Here is a 25377-nt window from a genome sequence, read left to right on the forward strand (position 1 = left end):
CAGTCTTCCGGCCGGACCTTCAGGTTCAGTCCGGCCGACGTGCCCGCGGGGCACATTCCGAGTTAAGGAGAACATCAGTGAGGCTGGGCATTTATTGCGATTCGGGTGTCAACGGCGGTCACGAAGAAATGCTCAAGCGACTGGTTCTCGCGCTTGTGAAGTGTCCGGCAATTGTCAGCCTTTATATTCTGGTACCGACCCAGAACAAGCCAATGTCCGATTTTGCCAGGGATATTGCGGCAGAGCATCGTCAGGTCGTCGTCACCTCGTTACCCTTCACGACCGAGTCGATTCACGGCAATCCTCTGGCGTTATTGGCGACATCGTGGACCACGGCGGCCAAACTGCGCACGCTGAATCTGACGAAACTCGTGATCGCTCAAGGCACGATCGTGTCGGCAATCGCCGGCTTGCTCGCCGCGCGCCTGGCTCGCACGACTGCCGTCAGCTACATTCCACTGATAGACGATGCCGCGCAAGCGGACGCGCCGATTGCGGAGCGCGTCAAATCGCGGGTTAAACGTGCGCTGTATCAATTGCCGCACCAGTACATCACGCTCAACGATCATCTGCGCGAAAAACTGCTGAAGCAGGCGCCGGACACGCCCGCCGCGATTCTCGAAAACTACGTCGACAATCGATTCAGCCGTTCCACGCTCACCCGTGAAACGGCGCGTAGCTCACTCGGCCTGCCACAAAGCGGAAAGTTCATTTGCGCGCAGATTGGCCGGATTCACTTTCAGCATAAGCGGCAAAACTTCCTGCTCGCTGCCATCGAGAAGCACCCCGACGCCTTCGCGAATAGCATTGTGCTCATCGTGGGTGACGGCCCCGACGCGGATAAATTACGGCAAGCTGTGCAAGGGAGCGAAGTTCTGTCGCGTTGCGTCCGAATCATCGGTCCGCAATCCGACGTGCTGCCGTACATCCTGGCGAGTGACGTCGTCGTGTTGCCCTCGGCCTACGAAGGCGTGCCGCTTGTGATGATCGAGGCGGTTCTGTCGGGGCGCCCCATCGTGGCATCGCAGGTATCGGCACTCGGATCGTATTTGCCGGCCGAATTGCTGTTTCCTGTTCACGATCAGGACGCGTTCGTCGAAAAGATCTTTTCCGCACCGGCCTATCCGCTCTCCGGGCTGACGGATTCTTTCCGGGTGAGATTCTCTCGTGAAGCATTCGATGCCCAGGCGCAGGAAGTATTGCTGCAGCCCGTGCCGCAACGTCGCGTGGCGGGCCACCTCGAGCACAATACCGCGGATCTCGGCACAAAGTAGCGCGCTCGGTCCAGCGGTAACGTTGCACCGAAAATTACCGCACCAAGAGCACTCTCCACGGCTTTGATCATCACGACGCGATGTCTTGATGATCAAAGCCGTTCTGGCTAGGCATCCCGTCGAGGCATCGCAGGTATCGGCGCCTGGCACGTACTTGCCGGGCGCATTGCTGTTTCCTGTTGATGATCCATCAGGATACGTTCGCCGAAAGATTTTTTCCGCCCCCCCCCCGCCGCCGATCCATTCTCCGAACTGGCGGATTGTTTCCGGGCGCGGTTACCTCGAGACGCGCGAGACGCGCGCGACGCTCAGGCGCAGGAAGTATTACTGCAGCCCCTGCCGCAACACCACGTTGCGCACCATCTTGAGCACAATGCCGCGGATCTCGGCACAAAGTAGCGATCGGTCCAGCAGGAATGTTGCACCGAAAACCAAGGCACCCAGCGCAATTTCCACGATTAGCTTCACGCCGGGGTGCACGGCCCCCTGAAGCAGGCCGGAAGCGATCCAGACGCTCGCCACCATCGGCGCCGTCATTCGCAGCGGAATGAAGCAGGCATTGAGATACTCGCCGAGACTCGGACCCAGCACGCGCTTGATCAAGAGCAGATACATCGGCAGGAATGCGATCACTTCGACCGCGAGTAGCCCGAATGCGACGCCCAGTGCACCCCCCAGATAAGCGCCAATGATAATGGCGGGCACCATCGTCGCAGTTTTCGCCAGGTTGAACCAGAAACTCAGCCGGATCTTGCCCGTCGCCATCATCAGCGAGGTGACCGGATGGCCTATGGAACGGAATGCCCCAACCAGACAAAGCAATTGCATGATCGGTGTGATCCAGAGCCATTTCGCACCGAACATGCTCACGACAAAATCTGGGCCCGCGATCAGAAGCCCAAACACGAGCGGAAAGTTGAACATCGCCATGAAACCCGTCAGCTTGAAGTAGTTCGTACGAAGCTTCGCCGTGTCATCCTGGATGATCGAAAAGACAGGAAAGAGTACGCGCGTGAAGAACGGGTTGAGACGCGCCGGAAAACCGACGGCGCAATTGTGTGCCAGGTTAAAGCCACCAAGCGTAGCCGCGCCCAACGACCGGCCCGCCACGATGCCGCCGAAATTGAAGTTCAGGTAGAACACCATCGCGTCCATGGCCTGGAAGACGCCAAAGCCTAGATACGACCTCGTGTCCGCGAGTCGGAATCGCCATGCAGGCTTGTGCAGCTTGCGCCCGCTGACATTGAGCATAACCGTACGACATGCCGTTCCGGTCAGTGCACCGATAATCGGCGCGTAGGCGCCATAGCCGCGCATCGCGAAGACAACCGTCGTGACGAACAACATCAGCGTGGACGCAACCTCGATCTTCGAGAGCATATTGAACATCAGCTCCCGCTCCATCAGCGACCGGTACTGCAAACCATGCGGCGAGATGAAGAACAACAGTGCAGCGAGACCCACCAGCGACTTGAGCTCCGGCTCCGAGAAAAACCACGCCGCGAGACCGCTTCCGGCGAGCAGGATTCCGCCCAGAACCGCACCGAACATGACATTGAGCCAGTACAGCGAAGACAGCTCCTGCGTGGTCACGTTTTTACGCTGTACGATCGCCGTGCTCAATCCCATGTCGAGAAACATGTCCGCCAGCGTCGTGAACAGCGACACCATGCTCACCAAACCCAACTCGGCTGGCCTGAGCAGGCGCGCCAATATGGCCACCTGCACGAACTGCACGCTGACCGTCAGGACCATTGACGTCGCCGACCACTTCGCCCCGGAAATCGCTTTTTCTCGTAGTGACATCACTTTCCTATCGTCTAAAACTACACAGGGCAGCGCCGTCGCACGCGTATTCGAAAAAAATCGCAGCTGTAGATCAGCGGGTGTAGCAGTGTGTGCCCGGACCTGATTGGCGGTCCACCAGAATCAGGTCCGGGTCGAGTTCAATAGCGCCGGCCGGCTTTCAGACCGTACTCGTCATTCTCGCCATATCGTGACGGCAGAAAGCCGTTGAAAATATGCCCACCGACGTTTGCACCGACGTTCGCCAGACGCTGAAGCGTTTCTTCGAGCTGGCGGGAACCGGTATGGTCGGCACGCGACACGAGCAGAACCAGATCGCAACCTTGCGCCGCGATCGTCACGGCATCGCTCACCGGAAGCACCGGCGGCGAGTCGATCACCACGTAATCGTAGGTATCGCGAAGCGTGCCGAGCATTTCCCGGAAAGCGGGACTGCTGAGAAGCTCGGCAGGATTCGACGGATAAGCATCGCCCGCTCCCAACACCGACAGATTGGTTCCGTCCTGTCTCACGATCGCTTCGTCGAGCGTCGCCGTTTTCTTGAGTACTTCCGCCAGTCCCGGCCCCGCCGGGTCCTGCTGCAAACGGCCCAGTTTCCCCTGCCGCATGTCGCCGTCGATCAGAAGAACCGATTCCTCGGTTTGCGACAACAGATAGGCGAAGTTTGACGACACAAAGCTTTTCCCGACGCCTTGTGTCGGGCCGGTGAACAGAATCACCTTGTTGTTCCGGTCGTTGCTGACTTTCGCGAGCATGGCTCTCACGCTGCTCGGCAATGCGCGCAATGCTTCGACGCTCGGATCGCGCGGACTGCTCACCGCCAGCAGTTTCATCGGTTGATCCTGATTGTTGCGCGAGTCGGCGACGCCGCGCAACTGCGCCTTGGATCGCGCAACCACGGCGAGACGCGGCAGATCGGAAACGTAGTCAATTTCTTGCGGCGTGCGGAATTCCCTGCGATGAAGCGACACGAAGTGAACCGTGACCGTTGCGGCAAACAATCCGCCGAGGAGCGAACCGAGCAGAATGATCGCCTTGCGCGGCCACGACGGCTTCTCCGGCGCAACGGCCCAGTCCATGACGTTCACGCCAGAGGCGGTGCTCGCTGCCGCTACTTCGAGCTGCTGGATGTTGGCCAGCACGCCGGTGTAGATCTGCTTGTTGATGGAGACATCGCTGGACAATCTCACGAATTCGCGCTGGGTAGCCGGCAGATTCTTCGTGAGCTCGCCGGTGCGCGAAATCTCGCGGCCCACCTGCTCCAATTGCTGAACCAGCCCTCTATATGTCGGGCTTTCCGGACCGAAGAGCTGGCGCTTGTCTTCGAAGTCGAGTCGCAACTGGGCCTGCCTTTCAACCAACGCATTCATGCGCGAAATGAGCGATACGCCTTGTTGATCCATGTCGATCGCCTGATTCTGCGTCCGAAAATCATTCAGGCGGTCTTCCGCGGTCTGCAATTCGGTCTTCAGTTTCGGCAGCCGTTCGCTCAGGGTTTGGAGCTTCATGTGCGCCTGGGCCGCGCGATCGTCGACGTTGCGCTTCACGAAAGCATTCACAATCGCGTTGACCATCCGTTCCGCGCCGATCGCCGAAGTCGCCTGGTAGCTCAACCTCATCATCGACGAATCGCGCAACGACGAATTCTGGGCAGTCACGGAAGTTTTCAACCGACTGCTGACGTCTTCATACGCCGCTTGCGGCGACAGTCTGGACAGCGAAAACTCGATACCCGGCCGCGCGCGCAGGACGTCGATCCGCAGTTTCCCAGACCCGGCTTCATCATCGTTCGTGACCTGGAATGTCGCGGTTTCCCCGACACGGCCCTGGACAAGTTGATGGTCGTCCTTGTCATACAAGGTCCAGTTGCCGTCTTCACCCGTCACCACGCGAAACTTCTCGCCCAGCGCGGCGTCAGGCACCTGGAAGATCCCGGGCTTCAGTTGCTCGCCACCCCAGGCAAATCCGCTCAGCCCCAGAAACGGCTTCCTCAACCGGTTGCTGGCGGCATGGCGCGATGCGAAATAGCGGCCGATCAACGGAAAGTAACTTTCCGTGCGCACAACCGTATCGCTCCCCGTTGCCGCGATTGCTTCGCCGACAATCGTGCGCGAGCTCAGAACATCGGTTTCATCGTCCGCGGACTGGTCCGACGACATCGTTCCGGATACGTCGGATAGCGCGCTGATCGACGCGCCTGGCTTGATCTGTACACGCAGCAGCGCGTCAGCCCGGTATTGCGGCGTCGCGGCCAGAATGTACAGGCCGCCCACCAGACAGCACACGCCGACAATCGTTGCAAATAGCAACTTGTGTCGAGCGATGCTTCGCCAAAGGCCGGAAAGTCCGTCGTTTTTGGCGGGAATTATGCCCATTGGCGATTGCCCGATGTATGAACTCATTTTATTTTCCGCGATAAAAGACGAGGGAGACCTCGTTAGAACACACAAGCTTCCACTTTCCAGACTGCTCAAGCGGAACTGTCCGGGAACTTCCACTCACGCCGTACGTGTTGCGCTACGACGGCACGCTGACAAAAACCGGCCCAAGCGTTTCAGGTATTGCAAGCCCATCCGTCGTCGTTAAAACCTTGCCGTACATGTCAGTCACGACTGCATGACGCGGCAAGTGCGACGCGTCCAGCTTCAATGCATCGCCGTTGTCATAGGACCAGAGCACATATTTCACGGTGCCCGCTCGGGTCCCTAGTTTGAGGACGATATATTTCTCGTGTTCGTTGATGAAGTACTTCGCACTGGTTGCATCGGCCGTAAATGAGAACAGATACTTCGATGCGTTATAGGCCGGCAGCCTGTTGTTGTTCTCATCCAGCAGACCAAAGTTGTGCTCCTGATTCGTTGGGCTCGTACCGTCGTTGCGCATGTCGTAATAAGCCGTGAGCCCCACTTCGGCGATCCAGTCGACCAGAAAGCGCCGCACCGCATATCTCGCCTGGAGTGCGCGCGCCTTCGGCGAATGCCCGTTCTCGATCCCGGAGACATACCTGTAGCCGTAGCTCGGGTATGACCATTCCGTTGCCCAGATGGCCGGCGCATTCTTATACGTCGCCAGGTCCGCACGCAATGCACGGTAGTCGGCGAAGACCGACTCCGGATCCTGCTGCCGGTAGGGATGCACACTGATCGCGTCGGCGCCGCGCAGCGCCGGACTGGAAATGTCACCGACAGCCCGAATGAATGTACGGTTGACCTGCTGCACGCCTCCCGACGCAATCTTCACGTCCGGATTGGCTGCGCGGGCTGCCTTCACTGCGGTCGTCAGCAGGTTCCGGTATCTCGGGGGAGACGGCTCAGCCAGCCAGTACATTTTGTGATCCTCTTCGTTCCAGACCTCGAACCTTACGTTGGCACCGCGATAGCGTTGCGCTGACTGATAAACATACGTGTAGAACGCGCCAAGCTGACTCGTTGTCGTCGGCGGCTGATCCGGGCTGAACTCATAGTGTTTGTAGCCAAGGATAAACAGCACACCCAGACCTCTTGCCGCGCCATCGGATACCAGCTTGTCGTATGCGCCGAAATGCCAGCCGTCGGGCGCTTGAACGTCTTCCCAGAAGAGATCCGTACGAACAAAAGAGAAGCCCACATCTTTTACAGCATCCAGCAAGCGCGTATCGTTGACCTCGTGAATCGCCACACCCGTCTCGGCCCGAGACGCCGCGAACGACGGCAGCTGGACGTAGGGCTCTTCGTCCTTAGTTGCCACTCCGCTCAGGATCACCACCGACCCCGCCGGCATGGCAAAGGCTCGAATAGCCAATGAACCCGCAAGCGCAAGCGCCAATCCCGCGAAGCCCACAAGGAGAATCACGATCCGGCTCGATCGCCTGTCTCTCTGAACTTTCATCTAACCCCCTGACCGGCATCGTCGGCTAACTGCACCCCGTCAATGTCAGTTCATTTTTTTTTCGTGTCCGGATCATCAAAACGTCGATCTTCGATGCCTGACGGACAGCACAAAACCGGGACGCATATGGAAGCGCTGTACGCCCACACCCAGCCAAAGAGTCTTCGCGGCGAGGCCGAAGAACAGCAGGCAACCAAGCGATTCAAAGATATCCGTGGTGATGCCGCTGATGAGTAGAAACATCATCATCGTCCATGCAACTCTATCTCTGGACGCACTGGAGAACAGTATTCTAGATAACAGAGTGACGAAGATAGCTAGGCCAATTACGCCAAAGTTCGCGATCGCGTACAGCGCGATATTGTCTGCATAACCGATGTTGAAACCGAAGTTGTTGCGGTAGTAATCGGTCGCCGCGCCAAACCCGCCGGGACCAATCCCCAACCAGATCAGGTTCTCGCGAAGCATGCCCTGCAAGAGGAACGGCCATGTACGCTCGAATCGATCCTGGAACGAGCTGAGCGCGCCACCGTCAAACATCGAGTCATTGATCGCCGCCGAGATCGCGAACGCAGCGAGCGGTACGAGGAGCGCCGCCGCCCCAGCCCAGATAACGCTTTTGCGGATCGTATCCAGCTTGCAGAAACGATCTACTCCGAGGACGATCACAAGCGCAACCAGCGACGTCTTGTTGGTCGTTGCCCAGATTGAGAGTCCCGCTACCGCGAGCATCATCGACACGAGACTGAGCGAGCGGAATCTGGGCAGCAGCCAGGTGGCCAGCAGGCCGATCATGAGCCCCGTTGCGGCGCTGTCGCGCCCAAAACCCGGCAAACGCGGCGCCTCGCCGACGTAGTTGGAATTCGCGACGTGCACCGCCGTGCCGTCCACCATCGTGTTCGCCCCGATCCAGGGCAACGGCTTGAAATAGCCGAAATAGTTCACCAGCACGCCGGCCATACACACGATGGCGATGATGACGACCGTAATCCGCGCGCCCGGCTTCTCGATAATCGCCAGCGCTTCCGGCGGCGCCAGCATGGTGAACAACATCGGCAGCATCATCCACGCCCAGAAAATCGCCGCGTTGAGACTGACGCCGTTGAAAAGCGACACGCATACTTGCATCGCGAAGAACATCGATACGAGCAGGTGACTGACCTTGGGACGTCTCAGTACGATGAGCAACATGCATACGGCCATCATCACCTTGGGCAGATAGATGGCTTGCGGCGCGCCCGCCAGCGACGTGTAGTAGCGAATCGCCCCCGACATGACATCGCTCATCACACCGAGGAAGAAAGTCAATATCCAGAGCGGGCCCATCATGAGTTCCCCGCACCAATCGGCGCTGCATGTTCGTTGCGCTCGCAGGCAACCGGTTCGCCAAGCGCTGTGTTTTCCAGTGAAGCATCCTGCGCAGCGAGGCCCACGAAATTTCGCATCACATTGAGCGTAATCCGCGCGACGATGGCGTGGCTGCTGGCGTTCTCATCCATCAGGACGCGCGGCCAATCGGTGGTGCCGCAATTGAACACCTGCCCCGAATTCGCCCCATCACCCAGATCGGGTTTGAACACGCCCATGGCGGCGGCGCCGCCTACGTCCCAGCCCACGAGCTTCGTCGAATCAGCCAGCATCACGAATCCGTTTGGTGTGGGCGGCACGCCGTCGGCCTCGTAGCCGACCAGACGATCTTCCGCGCCGAACGTCTGCGCGTCCTTGACGTGCGTCCCGGCAAATACCCAATGGTCCGCGAGCCGCACCGTATAGCCGATTGGCTCGCGTTCGGGTTTGACCCATTTGCGTCTGAGGCGGCTCCAGACACCGTATTTCGCGCCGCCATAGCCATAGCTCAAGCCAAGGAGATTGCTCTCGCTGTAATCCGGCCAGGACTCGGCAAGCCGGTTCATGACCTTGATATTGTTCACATCCGCATCCGCCCCGAAATCGACCGGCCGGTAGCAGGTATTGCCGCTGAACACGGCCAGATTCCCGCCGCCGGCAATGAAACGCGCGACATGGTCGCGCATTGGCTGACTCCAGTATTCATGGTGTCCGACGCTCAGCATGCAGCGATATCGAGTCAGATCCAGGTCGGTGGCGCGATGCAGGTCCACGTCGGTATAGAAATCACAGGCGAAATCGTGCGCGCGCAGCCAGCGGATGAACTTCGCGTCCCAATGCGTGAAATGCTGGCGCGGCGAGCGCCGGTCATAGGCATCGTCGGGATAGCCAAGTTGAGCGCCGAGCCCGCCACCCGGCCGGAGAAGCGTGACTTTCGTCTGCGGATGCGTGCGGTGAACCGGATCACCGTAAAAGCAGCCGCCGCCCATCGAGTTGTAAGCGTGGTACGTGGCGATCGGCACCACGTACGCGATCGGCGCGGCCGGTGAACGTGGCCGCACGATAATGAGCGCCATGCTGTCGCTGTCTGGCGGCGTTGCGAAGATGGGCTGACGCGCAACACAGCGACGACCCAGATCCGTAAGCGGTTCGCCGCTCGGGCCGACTTCGTACGCAATCGCTGCATAGGCCCCGCTTTCCAGCCTCTCGATATCCGGCTTCACCGTGATCGTCGGCCAGTTCCAGTCCGCGTCGAATCGAACCGGCAGGCGCTCGCGCGTCGATTCGAATACGTACTTGCCGTTGATCAGCTTTGCCGTTACGTCCCGCGTACCTGTCGCGACCACCCCGCCCACGCAGATCATCGACTCCGCGTCCTGTTGCTGATAGATCGCTATCGAGAACCTGCTGCGCGGCTGCACCGCGAGGTCGAAGGACTCGCCTGCGGTGAAAGATGTTTGTAGTGGATAGAGTTGCATGCCTCGCGCGCCCCGAAAAGTCACTTATGATTGCCGGCCCAGCGATGGCCGTTTGCACCAGGCGCGTCGATGCGGCGTGGTGCGACTACGGGTGTCCGCAGCTCCATGCCGAGCGCCCGCTTGATCAGTCGCTTCACCTTGAACACGCGACGATTGACCAATATCTGTGTGCGAAAACGCAGCGCGGGCAACGGCTCTTTATGCTGTACGGCGAAGTCCCGATACTCTTCAGCGGTCGCCTCGACGAGTTTCATCGCTGCAGGAAAGACGGACGAGTCGACCCGGGACGTCAGAAAACACTGGATGGCGAAAAATTTATGAAACAGCAGAAGCCAATAGGCGGCATCCTGTCCAGTTCCGCTCTTATCGAGGGCCTCGGCCGAGAACTGAGCGACACTTTCGACTGACTTGAGTGTCGTGACCTGCGTAATACTCCCTGGACGTCGACGATAGTAGTAAAGCCGATCAGGAATGCCGTACAAGGTGCGAGCGCGCTTATAGACAATCGGCATTGCAGAGCATTCTTCGTAGACGCGGCCGGCTGGAAAATCTACGCCATCCCACAGGTCGCGGCGAAAAATTCGCGGGCAGCAATGCATCTGGCAAATGCGGGCGAATTCCAGCAGCCTCGCGGTATTGTTCGTACGCAGGCCGACCGTTGCGTCGTTCACGATCAGGAGCTCGTCGACGATGCGACCGCTCGGATCCGCCATACCCACGTTGAATTCAATGATGTCCGCCGTGTCGGCATCGAGCAACGGCATGATCATGTCCGAGAAGTTCGCCGCCCATTCATCATCGGAATCGAGAAAGGCGATGTAACGGGATTTCGCGTACTTCATCGCGGCATTGCGAGCTGCGCAAACGCCCTGATTTTCCTGATGAATCACGGTAATGCGGTGCTCAGGCGCGCTTTCCTTGATTTTGAGGATCTGAGCCAGCGTGCCGTCTGTCGATCCGTCGTCGATCACGATGATCTCGAACTCGTCGGAGCGTGGTTGAGCGAGTGCTGATTTGATTGCGAGGCCGATATAATGCTCGACGTTAAACGCCGGAATTATCACGGATAAAATTGTCTCGCCACTACCTTCATCCACTGGTTTCATAGGACGGGTTACCCTTCAATATCGATTATTCGAAATCGCCCCGCCCTTTACGAAGGCAGTGAGGCGGATATCACCCCGGCGCGTCCTGCCACAAGCTCCAGCAGCCATCACGAACCGTGTCTCTGGAATGACCCCAGCGGACCGCGCGAATCGCTCGCGTGACGCTTTGTTCGCTTTGTGAGCCGCACCGACCTTCAAATCGATTTCGAGTCGTTTGACGGCGACCATGTGATTTTTTTCGGCACGCCCCTCGTTGTACGCCCCCATATTCCGCTGCGGCGAACGATATCGTCCGTTCGGAAGCCCACAGTGGAGGCACACATGCTCGACCGTGAGCGCGCCCTGACGTCCCGGCAAACCCCAGACAATTGCCCCCATTCCGGCGCCATGCCCAGCCCCATGAGGGCGGCACGCGGCACGCCAAATGGCGTCCCGTCTTCTGCGCCGGCTGATCTGTCTGGCGAAACGAGAAATGCGGCCGATTGCTCGTGAGCTGTTTGCACCAGCATGTGACCGTGGTGCGAAAACCGGTCGGGCAGCGCTGGCCGATCTGGCTGACCGGCAGATAAGCGCGCTCGTCCAGTCATGTCGCGCTCACCGTGACTGGATCATGCGCCGTGCCGCGTTGGTGGGGGCTCTGCGGCGAGTTCTGTGCGCTGGGCTTTGAGGCGACGCTTACGTAGCCAGCTCGCGCTGGCCGCTGCGAACTCCCGCCACACCGCGCGGAGCCCGATTCGCCCAGTAAATGAGGCCGAGCAACGCAAGCGCGCCCCATAGCGTGCAGGAGCCGCCCAGTCCGTGCCCGGTGAAGATGTACGACACCAATAGCACCACCAGTCCCAAAGTTCTGGCGGGTGACGCACTGCGGCTGAGCAACACGAACATCATCGCAATGTAGATGACCGGCAAGATTCCGTAGTGATGATCCCAGGCGATCGGCGAGGCCATCGTAAACGACAGCGCCGCACCGAGGAAGTCGAGCAGGCCGGAGGACTCCTTACCGCGCAGCGGAACGAGCAGCGCTGCGCCGACGATCAAGACCGAGGTGACGAGCGTGCCGGTGTAGACGACCGGATTGAACGATGGAAATTCGTGGATCTTCCATACGGCCGGAGTCGCGTCGGTGCCAAGCAGTCTGTTCAGCAGGCCATTGACCGACTGGTTTTCAATGAACGCTTCACCGGTGCGCGACAGCGCACGCAGCACCGCCAGGTAGTCGAGATGGTTCTGTATGCCGAAGACCGCAAGCGATGCGACAGCCCCCACCGCCGCGACCGCGCCCCAGCCCGCAAGGAAGCGCCACTCACGCCTGAGCAAGCCCCACACCATGAACATGACGAACTGCGGCTTGAGCAGACATATCAAACCAATCAGAACGCCCGCCAGTTCCTTGCGGCCCAGAAGCCACGCCAGGGCGGACAGTGCGAACAACGCGTTGATCCAGACCTGTAACTGACCCAAATCGAACGCCTTGAGCAACGGGCAAAACAGCAGCGCGCCGACTGCACTGACGACTGCAAACTGCCAGCGCCGTGGCGCATGTCCCGGCGAGCGCCGCGCCAGCGTGAATGCCAGCGCGCCCGCGGCCAGAACGTTGGCCAGGACCATCCAGAAGTTGATCCAGTTCAGGAGCGCGTTGGACGGAGCGATCCCCCATTGTGACAGCGTATGAAGGGGCAACAGGCTGCTCGGCGGGTATTGGAACTTCACCCGCTCCACGAAGAATATGTGCTCGTAGAGACGGCCGCCGGCATGCTGCTGAAACCAGCCGAGCGCGGCGCGCATCGGACCCCAGGAGTCGTCGACGTCTCCCGGGGTCCTTAAGGAGCGCACCCAGGTCAATGCATAATTCAGGCCTGACGGGTGCTTGCCGATGATCCCCAAGTGCGCGAGGAGCCGATTCGCGATGTCCTCGACCATCGATGTGACGAATACAACCAGGCACAGCCCAAAGAGATGCCGTCGCGATCGGCTCGCTATAGAACCGCCCGCTGTCTCAGGGTCGGTTACGTTCAGGGCAGCGTGGGAAGACATGGCTCGACCCTCTCGAATGATTCAAGATGTTTTTTGGAGAAAAATTGACGGCAGGTCGAGCATGACGAAAGATGCGTCAGGATGAAATGGCAGATTTCATCGAAGTGTGTGTTATCTCACCTATCACACGTCAGCCGAGCCGGAACGCAACGCGCGATCAGCCGGAGCAGGTTCCGTCAGCGCGGGGCGACCTCGTGTGCGGCGACCGGCTCACGGGAGGCAGCCACGCGCGGCTGTGCCGCCGGCAGCGGTGCAGTCTGCCGCTGAGCGCGCGCGGCCGCCTGCTGCAGCGCGGCCGAAATGGTCGTGCAGGTCACAAACGCGAGCGTCATCGTCAGCAGGCTCAGATTGCGCAATTCGTCCCGATAGCAGAAGGCGATAAATAGCGGCACGGTGATCACCAGCGCGATCCACGCGTGCGTACGCACGACCGCCGGCAAGCCGCGCCAGCTGGCCCTCAGCAATAGCGCGACCAGCAGCAGATGAACGACGTTGAACCCCTTCGTGGTCAGAATTCCGTAATTCATCTCCATCCGGAAGTAATTGCGCGGATTAGCCAGATACTGAATGTGCGACATGAGCTGGTACTCCATCGCGCCACCGGCGTTGCCCGCATACCGGGACTTGATCAACAGGTTGACCACCGCCGCGAGTGCAACGAGGCCTCCCGTCAGCATGATTGTCTGCTTGCGCGGGTGGCGCAGCGCGATGAACGGGACGAGCGTCAGCACGAACAGCAGGTACGACTCCTTGTTCAGCGTGGCGATCGCGGTGACGACGGCGAGCGGAATGATCCTGCGCTTGACTGCAAGCCAGATTCCGAGCGCCATGAACATCAGCTCGGGCATGTCGTAATAGTAGCCGCCTTCAGTCAGGATCAACGGAAAGACTGCGGCAATCGCAAGCGGTGTGAGCGTCGCGGCGACCCTGTCGCCAATGACCTCGATGCAGGCGGCGCGAATCGCGAACATCGCCGCGAACATCGACAAAAAACACATTGCATAGACGAGGAAATAGCGCAGTGCGTACTGCGGATTGGCCGCGTCGGTGGCGCCCGGAAAATAGCGCTGGATCGGGTTCGAGACCGGCGGCTCCTCGGCCAGCTTATTCAGGAACGTCGTTTTGGCGTGTTGCGGAATGACGCTGTCGATTGCGTTGGCGGTCATCGGCAGCAATTGCCGATAAACGAACGGTCGTGTGGACGTGCCCTCCAGCATCTGCGGAAGCGAGTACTTCTCGGTCTCGGAGAAATGCCACTTGATGAAGAAACCACTGAACGATGCTGCCGCGGCGAGGTAATAGATGAAGACAAGGAGGATCCATGCGGTGGGACGGGGCAACGCGACTCGATTCGACATTGGAACTCCTGATCACATGGCTGGATTTATCAGCCGAATCCAGCACTGATCCCGCCATCGTAATGGCGCGGCACCTCACGTCTGTGCGATAGCGCACTCCAGGGCGATTTGCTGTCTGCGGCGGCGCTGCTCCGCCATGTGCGATGCCGAACAGATGCCTCAACTACCGCGCCTTAGGATCGGCACTGTGGCCTGCGTACGGCCGCATGCCCATGTTTTGCGCCGATCAATCGCTTTCTTTGCCAATAGGTGTCGCCATGTCGTCTCACGCTCTTCCATTGTGCGTCGATCTTGATGGCACGCTTGCGCGAACCGATCTGTTGGCCGAATCGCTCCTGGTATTGCTCAAGAAGAACCCGCTGTACATCTTCATGTGCGTGGTTTGGCTGCTGCGCGGCAAAGGTTACCTGAAGGACCAGATCGCGAAACGTGTGACGATCGATGTCGGGATCCTTCCGTACAACGACCGGCTGGTCGCCTACCTTCGGACCGAGCAGCAGAGCGGACGCGAGCTGTACCTGTGCACCGCGTCCAACGAACAGTTCGCGGAGCAGATCGCTGCTCACTTTGGCATTTTCAGCGGCGTCATGGCCAGCAATGGCGAGTTGAACCTGCGCGGCAACAATAAGGCCAGCGCACTTGCGGGCCGCTTCGGCGAACAAGGCTTCGACTACTGCGGTAACGACATGACCGACGTGCCGGTCTGGAAGCGCGCGCATGCCGCGATCGTGGTCGGCAACCAGAAGATTGCAGCAGCGGCCCGCAAGGTCAACCAGCAGATCATTCTGTTCGATGAGGTGCGGCCGCCGCTGCGCGTCGTGCTGCAGGCGACGCGCGTCTACCAGTGGTGCAAGAACACGCTGGTGTTTCTGCCGCTGCTTGCGGCGCACCAGTTCACCAATGCGACCGCAGTTCTCAACGCGACCATCGCGTTCTTCGCGTTCAGCCTGTGCGCGTCGTCCGTGTATCTGGTCAACGACATGCTCGACCTCGACGCGGACCGTCGCCATATTCGCAAGCGCAACCGGCCGTTTGCCTCCGGCAAGCTGCCGCTGTCGTTCGGCGTCGCGCTGACCGCCGTATTGCTGATGCTCACCGCGATACTCACGACGTTTCTGCCCGCGAAGTTCGTGCTGGTGCTAGGCCTGTATTTCGCGCTGACGCTGGCCTATTCGTTCATACTGAAGCGGCTGATGCTCGTCGATGTGTTCTCGCTCGCGACGCTCTATACCGCGCGAATCGTCGCCGGCGGCGCGGCGGGGCAGATTCCGCTGTCGTACTGGCTGATCCTGTTCTCGGTGTCGATCTTCCTGAGCCTTGCGATGGTCAAGCGCTACGCCGAACTGAACGTGATCCTGAAGGAAGGCAAGTCCGCCGCGGCCGGACGTGGCTATATCACACAAGATCTGGCGATCCTGCAGTCATTCGGCATCGCGGCCGGCTACACGGCGGCACTGGTGCTGGCGCTGTACCTGAATTCGCCCGAAGTACAACTGATGTACCGCCACCAGGAAGGCCTCTGGGCATTGTTCGGGCTGATGCTGTTCTGGGTCAGCCGGGTATGGATCACCGCATTCCGCGGAAAAATGCATGACGATCCGATCGTGTTCGCGTTGAAGGACAAAGTGAGTCTGTGCGTGCTGACGGCGTGCGTTGCCAGTATTGTTCTGGCAGCATAGCGATCCGAGCCGGTCTGGCGCAACGCAATGACCGGCTCGACGCCCACCGGCGCACCGCGCCCACTCGATAACAACGAATAGCAACGAATGGCGATCTTTCTTCTTTTTGCAGCCGGCACGCTCAGTGCGGTTGCCAGTGTCCTGCTGCGCATTGCGGCAACCATGAACACAGTACAGACTTCCGGCGGCCTGCTGTCTCTGGGCACGCTGACCAGCGGGCCGATGCTGATGCGCGCGGGCGCGATCGGCGCCTATGGCGCAGGTTTCGTGCTGTACGCGGTCGCATTGCGTCGTGTAGAGCTGAGCGTCGCGTACCCGCTGATGGTCGGCATCACGATCATCGAATTGTTCGGCTATGGCCTGTTCGCCGGCGAAGCGGTGACAGTCAAGGCTGCGGCCGGCGCGGCGCTACTTGCGGCCGGCATCTATATGATCTATTCGTGACGCGGCGTTGGGCATGTTTCTCCACATGCCGTGCGTGAAGCCGGGTGGCGCGCCCTCTTGCACGGGAAGACCGCGAGCGACGCCTGCACGACCTGCTTGAAGGGCTTGAATGTGTTGCGCTGGCTGGCCCCGCAGTGGTGCCCCAAAGGCGCATGTTGCCCAATCGCGCGAAGCGTCGCGAGGGCTCGAAGTGCATCTGGCCGTGGATACCTTGGAGCAGTTGCCCGCCTTGGAGGTGACAGGTGACACCGGCCAATGCGCAGGATCGCGCGCAGGTCGAGCAACTGGCTCGCGCAATGGGCGGGTGTTGAGCGGGCGCGGCGTGAAGCTGGCGTTTGCCGAGCGGATCCATACCGGCGAGGCAGCCCAGCAAGTCGCCGGGCATACCTCATCCAGGTTCATAAGCGGTACTAGGAATCGATCGCGGCCCGATTGCCCGACAACGCCGCATCGAGCGCCGCGGCAACTACATCCGCGTTCGGTCTGAAGACCATATCGCTGTGGCCTCCCGCCACGTCGATGACCTTCAATCCGCGGCACGCAACCCGCTGCCACAACGGCAATGGATTCCCGCGGCCCTCTATTCGGGTCGACGCGCGAACATACAGGATCGGGCCGGCGCGATATCGCTTCGGCCGGTACGTAGCCATCGCAACCTGCATGGCCTGGCGTACGCGCAGCAGCACAGGAGGCAACCCGACAGCATCGGGTTCGAGCCTGCGCGCCGTGCGCCCCAGGCGCAGCCGCGCCCGGTCAACCGCCGCCGCCAGCTTGGCGGACACGTATCGGGTACGTTGCGCCGACAACATGTCGCGGAACGTCCGCCATTGCTCGACGACGTAGCGGCCTTCGTAACGCATCCAGGCATCCCACGGCAGATACCGCTCATTGACATAGGTGTCGACGAGGCACAGCATCTCGACGCGCTCGCGGGCGCGATGCAGTTGCTGGGCGATCTCAAGAGCGATCAGGCCGCCAAAAGAGTAGCCAGCCAGCGCATACGGCCCGTGCGGCTGCAACTGGCGTATCTGCGCCACGTAGTCGCGCGCCATGTCGATGACATGCTGTTGCGGCGCTTTCTCGCCCTCCAGGCCATGTGCGTTGAGTCCGTACACCGGCCTTCCGCTTCGCAGCGCGCCAATCAACGCCCGGCATTCCATTACCGAGCCGGTGACACTGTGGGCGAGAAAAAGCGGCGTCCCGTTGCCCGCGCGCATCGGCACCAATGCGCTCGACGGCGCGCTCACAGGGCCGGCCTCGAGGATATCGGCGATCTGCGCGACGGTCGGTGCGGTCATCAGGTTCGTCAGCGAGATCGTCTGCCCGGTCGCTTCGTGTATATGGCTCGCCATCTCCGCGGCGAGAAGCGAATCGCCGCCCAGGTCGAAGAAGTTGTCGTCGCTGCTTATCGGTCCGAAACCGAACATGCGTTCCCACAATGCCCGCAGGTACGACTCCATCTGCTCGCGCGTATTGCCGGGCAACGGCAGCGAGCCTTTTTCAAGGTTCTGCGACGCTTGCCAGCGGATGGCGTCAAGACACTCGGGATTGCGCAACGCCCCGGCGTTTCTGGCCGGCACTCCGTTGATGGCGTCGCGCGCCGCGGCCTCCGACGGCTTGCCGCTATGGGTGGTCGGCAGTGCTTCGACCGCGAGGACCAATCCCGGCACATGCGCAGGCGACGCACGGCGAACGAGATCGGCGCGCACACGCGACAGCAATGCGGCGGAAAGCTCGACACCGGCTTGCAATACCAGCAGCAGAACGATGCCTCGTTCGCGCGAACCTGCGGTCAAGGTCGAATTCGCCCCATGGCGGCCTGCATGGGACAACGAACCGGCCGCATTCCGATCGACGACCATCGCGTCACGAATACCGGGAATATCGTTCAAAATGCGGTAGATTTCCGCGGGGCCGACGTTCACACCGCCGACGTTCAGCACGCCATCAGAGCGGCCGTGCATGCGCGCCGATCCTCGCGGCGAAAATTCGATGAGGTCGCCGTGCGTCCAGGCGCCGGGGTTAGCCGCAAAATACGACGCATGAAAACGTGTACCGTCCGTATCGCCAAAAAACCCAACCGGTCGTGAAGGAAATGGATTCGTGCAGACGAGATGGCCAATGCCCACCGCCGGTCGGCCGTCACTCCACGCCTGAACATCGAGCCCCAGACTCTTGCATTGCGCTTCACCCGCATAGACCGGCAAGTTTGGATTGCCAAGTACGAAGCAGCCGATGATATCGGTGCCGCCCGAAATCGACTGCAGCGGCAACGGTCCGACGTGCTCCCTTACCCAGTCATACTGCGAGTCGAACAGGACCGCGCCTGTCGACAGCATCGCGCGCAGCGCTGAAAGGTCGAATTGCCGTGCAGGCTCGAGATTCGCCTGCTCACACATCTTCAGATAGGCGGGGCTCGTGCCAAACACATTCACCCGTTCATCGGCCGCAATACGCCACAAAGTATCGACCGTCGCAAGCGGGCCGTCGTATGTGACGATCTCGACTCCCGATGCAAGCGCCGAGAGCTGCCAGTTCCACATCATCCACGCGCAGCTGGTCTGAAAGTAGAGCTTGTCGCCGGGGCGCAAGTCGGTATGCAGCCGATGCTCCTTCAGGTGTTCGAGGAGCGTGCCGCCGGCGCCATGCACGATACATTTCGGCTTGCCGGTCGTACCCGACGAAAACATGATGAACAGCGGATGATTGAACGGAAAGCGCCGCCAGACGAAGTCTGCCGGATCGGATTGTGCAATCAGGGCGCGAAGCGCGTGAACCGGCAGCGTGACGCTGTCGGGCAACGGTCCGTCATCGAGGCTGACAATGCCTTCGAGCGACGGCATCGCCGACGCGAGACCAGCAATGTTCTCCGCGAGCGGCGTGCCCCTGTCGAACGCACGCGTGGCCGTGTGTGCGAACAGCAGCCGTGGCGCAAGCGGGACGAAGCGATCGAGCAGCGCATCGGCCCCCATCTCCGGTGACGCGCTCGCCACCGTCGCGCCGAGCGCGGCGACGGCCAGCGTACAGATGACGGCCTGCGCGTCGTTGCGCATGACCATGGCCACACGATCACCGCTGCGCAACCCGAGACGTTCGAGCGTGCAAGCGAGACTAGCCACTCGCTCGCGCAGTTCGCCGCGCGTCAGGCGCACGCGCGGCGCGTCTACATGACACTCGGACAATGCAGGAGCATCGGCGCCGGCAATGGCCGAACCGAGCAGGCTATCTGCATAGCTGAGTTCGAGGCGCGGAAAAAATCTCGCGCGCTCGATGTCTTCGCCGACGCAAACCGGCTCGACTTCGCCCGCAGTTTCGATGTCGGTACACCACTTGAGAAAGCAACGCCAGAAGCTCCGGTATTCCCGTACCGAAAATTCGTGCAGTCGCGTGTAATCGGACAGAGGCAAACCCGTGCGCACCTGGAGCGCTGCAGCAAACGCGCTCATTTGCGATGCGGCAATCCGTTGTGATGCCGGTACATACACGGGCGTGCGGATGCTGTTAGCGACCCGGGCAATGGGGTCGCAGCAATTGGAGGACGTCATGTTTTAGAGCTCTCAGGAGGGAATAGATACTCCGCCGACAAAGCGGACGCATATGTACCCTGCTTTAATGATTCGCGAGGCACTTTGCCGATCCGGTCCGGCATGCTCTGCGGCGCTTTAGAAAGAATTGGAAAGAATGAGAAAGAATGTACGCGCGCGCCCGGCGCTGGAATGTGCTTTAACGAACCAATGTCTGCGATCGTTTATCGACTAATAGGTAGCGCCGACTCCATAGCAAAAGCTCCTCAGCCATTGCACCTTTCAGGCGGCCGACGATGTTCGGCGAAAGCCCTTTGTCCTGTTCTTCCAGCAAACGTTCTGAGTGCGTCGGAGGTCGATTCGCTGCTTCGTTACCCTCGACTAGAACTCCGTGTTCTATACGGTTCATCAATTTGTGTTGGCCAACGTACATAGCAAAATTCGGCCAACGAATATTTTCATTACGAGGCGACCTATTCGATATAAAAAGATTCAATACCAGCGAGATTCCGTCCTATGCAATCCATGTCAGACGCACGAGGTCATACACCCGCGAAGCGGATTCGAATAGAAGAAGGCGTCGCGCTGAAGTCTTTTAACAATGTGATTCCTATCGATGCAATTGCGGAAATCAACGAAGTCATTGATCGCTCCTTTGGCAGCTTGGCACAACGTGCTCAACTAAGCGTGATGGCGGCCGAGCTGATTCGCCGTAGCGAAGCATTCCGGCAACTCGAAGAGACAATTTGTGCGAATACGCGCGCGATGGCGGCTAAGGCGGGACAGACGGAATTCCCGCTGCAACCTTTTCACGTGATTCGCTGCTCGAGCGCGGCGACGCTGGCGGAAAGTCATTGCCGCCATTACGACTCGCATCTCCTGACGTTGCTGATCCCACTACGACTGGCGCCGGAGGGTGACTCCAACGGCGATCTGTTGATGTACCGCCGCCCTCGTCTTTCGGTCTCCACGCCGGGCAATGTGATATGCAAGATTCGCCACGGCATCCAGCGAGGCCTGCCGCTCAGCTGGCGGAAATGGCTGACGTGGCACGATCTGCGCCGAGGAAATTGCGATCGCGTGCCGGTGCACGTCGGCAGCGTCTACGCATTCAATGGCTTTGCGCTCCAGCATGCGAACCTCGATGTCGAGGCCGGACAGCGCCGCACACTGCTGATCCATTACTACGACCCTGGTCATTCGCTGGGTCTCAGTGAGATGCTGCGTCGCGCACGGCACTAGGAAGGACGGCCGGCGACAGAAAGCACTCTGGAAATGTCGGTGAGGCGCTTCCAGCAGCGGCCGATTCGGAAGCGTTTAAAGAGAAATCCCGTGACTTCCGTTTCAGGTGACTGCCGGATCTTTTATTGAGGAAAACTGACCGGCCAAACCGGCTTATTGAGGGCCACCTCGCCCGTCGCCACCCCAGGTGTCATTCAGCGGCCCCTGCCTTCAACAAGAAAAACTGAATGCCATGCGCACCGTGATCGGTGAACTCCGCGTGCAATTTTTCAATGCCGCAGTGCCGGAATAGCGTGAGAAGTCGATTCACGTTGTACGCATTCATCTGCATCGTCGGTTCAAACACCGGTCTTCCACGAGCAAGATTGGCCATCCAGTGCGCGGGGGCGAAATGGTCGCGAGTCCAGTTGATGGTAGGGGCGAACCGGGTCGCATTGCAATCATAAGTAAAGTGCAGAACGGCAATCCCGTTTGGCGAAAGGTGGCTCAGCAGGGCTTCGGCGAGTTTCATTCCGCGTTCGACCGGAATATGCTGGAAGACGATATAGGAATTGATCAAATCGAACATTCCATGGAGATTCGTCAACCCATCATCGGATCGAACGAATTCGATATTCCCGATGCCTTCCTGAGTGACGTTTCTCGCCGCTTCTTCCAGCATGGATGGCGAAACGTCGATGCCAACCGCACTTCTTGCCCGCCTCGATAACGGCATGATCAAACGGCCCACGCCACATCCGAAATCCGTGGCCCGATCGGCCCGAAAGGCCGGATTCAGATGCCGATGAATCACATTGAACATGCCGGAAACATACAACTCCCCGCTCTGGAAGAAATGTTGTCTTGCATCGGCCGACAATGCGGTCTCCCTGAACTCAGGCAATCTTACAACGCCGTAGTACGGCGATGATTTCCCCCATTTTTCCCAATGCTTATCAGTGGACATCGCTGTTTCCTCGCAAGAGGCGCAAGGTCCCATACGATCATTGCGGCATGTTTCCTGAATATTCGCTATCGCACAGTTGCATCGGAAACGTCTTCCATCAAGGTTTTTGCCGTGCGCGTCGCACCCTGGCAGCTTGCGGGTCTTCGCGGATGATGCCGGAAAAGGCACGGTGGACGGCGAGCTGTCCCGCGCGATGTTTGCGATAGAAACGCTACCGACAACCCAACCGGAGAGGCATCTACCAGCCTCACTTTCGCGCTGGCGTCCGCAGCGAATTGCCGGCCAGCCACTTTAGCCGTTCGCAATTCACTTTGATCCGCGCCTCGAATTCTGCGGGATCGCGATCGCGCAGCGCGCTCATCTGGGTATTGTCCTTGTCCGCGCGACGCCAGCCCACTTGCCAGTGCCGATCGAAGTCGCTGGTTTCAGGCAGCGTCTTTCTGAGCCGCTGCTTGTATGCGCCGACACGCTCGGGCGACACCTGACAGAACTCCTGCGCGAAGTGGGCACGCTCACCCGCCGTTTCCACCTTCGCGGTCGTGGCATCTTCGCTGGCCATAGCCGATATGGGCAGAGCCGTCGAGAGCAACAGAACGCAGGCCATCGCGACCCGTCTTCCATAGTGGTACTTGATGTTCTTCATCATTGCCTCCTGACGGACGGCCACAGCACCCAGGGATTTCCCCATGTTTTTCGCCGTTTTCCGCCTTCTCGCATCCAATGTGGCTTAATTGGACAGCAGGATGGCGTTTTCGCCCGCTATCCGGATCATTGCTTCGACAATACGCGGTGTTACGCTTCAGAAAGCAGCCTTCGCGACAGTGAGCAGCCGTTCAGCGGCAGAATCAGCAGCCAACAGTCACGTCGCGAAGCGCATTAGCCAATGAAAAAGGCGAAACATCGCTGCGGGAGCCACTGCGATGGAATTTAAAACATATACCGTACTGACGCTCATGGTGGTTAGCAACGCGGCCGTCGCATGGCAGCCGCTCACCTATCCTGTCCAAAGTCAAAGCCCTTACCGCCGCAGCATCGACACCGCGCTGTGCTTTGCGCAGGCCAACAGGACCAAGGTCGACATCAAGCGCGAACCACAGATTCCGCCGCGCCCTCAACCTGCCAGCAAAGCCACGTCGACCGGCGTACCGTCGCGTCCGCCCCTGCCGCCCAGCACTTTCTCGGCCGCGCCGATGAGCGCGAGCATGCCGGCCGCCGCGACCGCGCCCGGCGCAAGCGAGCCGGTGGCGACGGCAGCGACAGCCGCGGGCGCTTCGGCGCCGCACCCGGCGAGTGCGCCCGTGGCGGGCACCCCCACTACCGCTACGACGGCCGCCACGCCGGCATCGGCGACGACGACGGCGGATATGGGCGCATCCGGGGCTGAAGCCGGTTCGTCGGAGCAGGCGAACGCGGCATCGAGCGTCAAGCTGCCGCCACTACCCGCACCCGAGCCGCCCATGACCCAGTATTGGGCCGCGTATGGCGCGTGCATGCAGGCGCGAGGTTACGTCGTCGCACAGTAAGTCCCGCTTGCCAACCTCCTTGCCCCGTGCCCCGTTCTTTTGATGGCGGCATCGGCATTCGACGCCCGTGAGCGACCAGACCATGCTTAGCGACACGATCTTCGATCAGCAGGACTCCCAACGATGTAACCACTGCGGTGCGCCGCTGGCCGGCCGCTTATTGCCTTGTCCTTCGTGCCGCGCGCACCCCGCCGATACGTTGGGCGCACGCTCCGCGCGAGCGCCGGGTCTGCCCGTTGCGCTGAATCAGCGTCAGCCGGCGCTCGTTCCCAGCGTGCCGGTCCGCAGGATCTGGAGCCCGTCGTCGCGCGCAATGGTCAAGCGCTACGATGCGATCGAAGAACCCGTTGGGCCGACCAGCGTCTATCAGCGGTTGCGCCGACCGGCCGCGGCTGTGGTCTCGGTGATGGTGGCGACAGCCGCGGTGTACCTCGGCTTCATCCATGGCGATGAGACGCGCGTCGGCGCGCCGATCGAGACATCCGGCAAGGTGCTGGCGCAGAACGGCAAGCCATCCGGCGCTGTTGGTGGCAAGTCCGGCAAGGCTGGCGTGGCGCTCGCGCAGCCGCCGGGGAGTATCGGTGCGCAGCAGGCCGCGTCTGCGCGGGCCATGCCGGTCGCGCCGGCGGTCGCTGCGCCGCCATTGGAGCCGCGCCGGGCAGTCGTGGCAGTGCCTGATATGAAGCCCGCCGTTGCGTCGGCGTCCGATACGAAGCGCACCGTTGCATCGATGCCCGATACGAAGCCCACCATTGCGTCGGCATCCGATGCGAAGCGCACCATTGCATCAGTGCCCGACGCGAAGTCCACCGTCGCGCCTGCGTCCGATACGAGGCTCGCCGTCGCATCGGCGCTCAATGCCAAGCCCACCATTGCGTCGGCATCCGATACGAAACGCACGGTTGCATCAGTGCCCGATACGAAGCCTACCGTTGCGCCTGCGTCCGATACGAAGCGCACCGTTGCATCGATGCCCGATACGAAGCCCACCATTGCGTCGGCATCCGATGCGAAGCGCACCATTGCATCAGTGCCCGACGCGAAGTCCACCGTCGCGCCTGCGTCCGATACGAGGCTCGCCGTCGCATCGGCGCTCAATGCCAAGCCCACCATTGCGTCGGCATCCGATACGAAACGCACGGTTGCATCAGTGCCCGATACGAAGCCTACCGTTGCGCCTGCGTCCGATACGAAGCGCACCGTTGCATCGATGCCCGATACGAAGCCCACCATTGCGTCGGCATCCGATGCGAAGCGCACCATTGCATCAGTGCCCGACGCGAAGTCCACCGTCGCGCCTGCGTCCGATACGAGGCTCGCCGTCGCATCGGCGCTCAATGCCAAGTCCACCATTGCGTCGGCATCCGATACGAAGCGCACCGTTGCATCAGTGCCCGATACGAAGCCTACCGTTGCGCCTGCGTCCGATACGAAGCGCACCGTTGCATCGATGCCCGATACGAAGCCCACCGTGGCGTCGGCATCCGATACTAAGCCCACCGTCGCATCAGTGCCCAACGCGAAGTCCACCGTCGCGCCTGCGTCCGATACGAAGCGCGCCGTTGCATCGATGCCCAATACGAAGCCCACCATTACGTCGGCATCCGATACGACGCGCACCGTCGCATCAGTACCCGACGCGAAGGCCGCCATTGCGCCTGCGGCCAATGCGAGACGCACCGTCGCCTCAGTGCCCGATACAAAGCCCATCATCGCGTCGGCATCCGATACGAAGCGAGCCATTGCGTC

At 60.3% G+C, this 25377-nt stretch carries 17 protein-coding genes; 5 read left to right on the plus strand and 12 right to left on the minus strand.

The genetic code is table 11. From position 1 onward, the window contains the following. Positions 1-128 precede the first annotated feature (128 nt). On the plus strand, positions 129-1274 hold the full coding sequence (locus PQQ53_RS16515) for a glycosyltransferase (RefSeq protein ID WP_408324923.1): 1146 nt from the start codon (positions 129-131) through the stop codon (positions 1272-1274). Positions 1275-1598: 324 nt separating this feature from the next. Here PQQ53_RS16515 and PQQ53_RS16520 read toward each other — a convergent pair whose 3' ends face one another. The 8 genes from PQQ53_RS16520 to PQQ53_RS16555 form a co-directional block, all read right to left on the minus strand. Next, complete coding sequence (locus PQQ53_RS16520) at positions 1599-3080, minus strand: MOP flippase family protein (RefSeq protein WP_408152950.1); 1482 nt, start codon at positions 3078-3080, stop codon at positions 1599-1601. 140 nt (positions 3081-3220) lie between these two features. Beyond that, a complete protein-coding gene (locus PQQ53_RS16525; RefSeq protein WP_408324924.1) occupies positions 3221-5482 on the minus strand; it encodes a polysaccharide biosynthesis tyrosine autokinase in 2262 nt (753 codons plus the stop codon). A 115-nt stretch (positions 5483-5597) separates the two neighbouring features. After that, positions 5598-6911, minus strand: a complete 1314-nt coding sequence (locus tag PQQ53_RS16530) for a cellulase family glycosylhydrolase (RefSeq protein WP_408144353.1) — start codon at positions 6909-6911, stop codon at positions 5598-5600. 111 nt (positions 6912-7022) lie between these two features. Further along, positions 7023-8276, minus strand: a complete 1254-nt coding sequence (locus tag PQQ53_RS16535; RefSeq protein ID WP_408324926.1) for an O-antigen ligase family protein — start codon at positions 8274-8276, stop codon at positions 7023-7025. After that, complete coding sequence (locus PQQ53_RS16540; protein ID WP_408324928.1) at positions 8273-9772, minus strand: N,N-dimethylformamidase beta subunit family domain-containing protein; 1500 nt, start codon at positions 9770-9772, stop codon at positions 8273-8275. The genes PQQ53_RS16535 and PQQ53_RS16540 overlap by 4 nt, the downstream gene beginning before the upstream one ends. Positions 9773-9792: 20 nt before the next feature. Then, positions 9793-10878: a glycosyltransferase family 2 protein gene (locus PQQ53_RS16545; RefSeq protein ID WP_408144347.1), complete on the minus strand. Its 1086-nt coding sequence runs from the start codon at positions 10876-10878 to the stop codon at positions 9793-9795. 675 nt (positions 10879-11553) lie between these two features. Next, a complete protein-coding gene (locus PQQ53_RS16550) occupies positions 11554-12798 on the minus strand; it encodes a glycosyltransferase family 87 protein (protein ID WP_408324930.1) in 1245 nt (414 codons plus the stop codon). Between the two features lie 290 nt (positions 12799-13088). Then, positions 13089-14270, minus strand: a complete 1182-nt coding sequence (locus PQQ53_RS16555; RefSeq protein ID WP_408324932.1) for a hypothetical protein — start codon at positions 14268-14270, stop codon at positions 13089-13091. Positions 14271-14527: 257 nt separating this feature from the next. Here PQQ53_RS16555 and PQQ53_RS16560 point away from each other — a divergent pair, with 257 nt between their 5' ends. Beyond that, positions 14528-15949: a UbiA family prenyltransferase gene (locus tag PQQ53_RS16560; RefSeq protein ID WP_408144341.1), complete on the plus strand. Its 1422-nt coding sequence runs from the start codon at positions 14528-14530 to the stop codon at positions 15947-15949. 87 nt (positions 15950-16036) lie between these two features. Then, positions 16037-16393 (plus strand): ligand-binding protein SH3, encoded by a 357-nt coding sequence (locus PQQ53_RS16565; protein ID WP_408144339.1) that lies wholly within the window; start codon positions 16037-16039, stop codon positions 16391-16393. A gap of 410 nt (positions 16394-16803) precedes the next feature. Here PQQ53_RS16565 and PQQ53_RS16570 read toward each other — a convergent pair whose 3' ends face one another. Then, complete coding sequence (locus tag PQQ53_RS16570; protein WP_408324934.1) at positions 16804-19938, minus strand: acetoacetate--CoA ligase; 3135 nt, start codon at positions 19936-19938, stop codon at positions 16804-16806. Between the two features lie 495 nt (positions 19939-20433). Between PQQ53_RS16570 and PQQ53_RS16575 the strand changes: the two genes are divergently transcribed. Continuing rightward, a complete protein-coding gene (locus PQQ53_RS16575; protein WP_408144335.1) occupies positions 20434-21159 on the plus strand; it encodes a hypothetical protein in 726 nt (241 codons plus the stop codon). Positions 21160-21349: 190 nt separating this feature from the next. Here PQQ53_RS16575 and PQQ53_RS16580 read toward each other — a convergent pair whose 3' ends face one another. After that, positions 21350-22105 (minus strand): class I SAM-dependent methyltransferase, encoded by a 756-nt coding sequence (locus tag PQQ53_RS16580; RefSeq protein ID WP_408324935.1) that lies wholly within the window; start codon positions 22103-22105, stop codon positions 21350-21352. 247 nt (positions 22106-22352) lie between these two features. After that, positions 22353-22793: a hypothetical protein gene (locus PQQ53_RS16585; RefSeq protein WP_408324937.1), complete on the minus strand. Its 441-nt coding sequence runs from the start codon at positions 22791-22793 to the stop codon at positions 22353-22355. Between the two features lie 232 nt (positions 22794-23025). Here PQQ53_RS16585 and PQQ53_RS16590 point away from each other — a divergent pair, with 232 nt between their 5' ends. Then, on the plus strand, positions 23026-23628 hold the full coding sequence (locus PQQ53_RS16590) for a hypothetical protein (RefSeq protein ID WP_408324939.1): 603 nt from the start codon (positions 23026-23028) through the stop codon (positions 23626-23628). A gap of 366 nt (positions 23629-23994) precedes the next feature. Here PQQ53_RS16590 and PQQ53_RS16595 read toward each other — a convergent pair whose 3' ends face one another. After that, complete coding sequence (locus PQQ53_RS16595) at positions 23995-25371, minus strand: hypothetical protein (protein WP_408324940.1); 1377 nt, start codon at positions 25369-25371, stop codon at positions 23995-23997. Positions 25372-25377: the final 6 nt, after the last annotated feature.

Origin of the sequence: Paraburkholderia strydomiana (assembly GCF_046030495.1) — a bacterium.
Taxonomy (GTDB): Bacteria; Pseudomonadota; Gammaproteobacteria; order Burkholderiales; family Burkholderiaceae; genus Paraburkholderia; species Paraburkholderia strydomiana_A.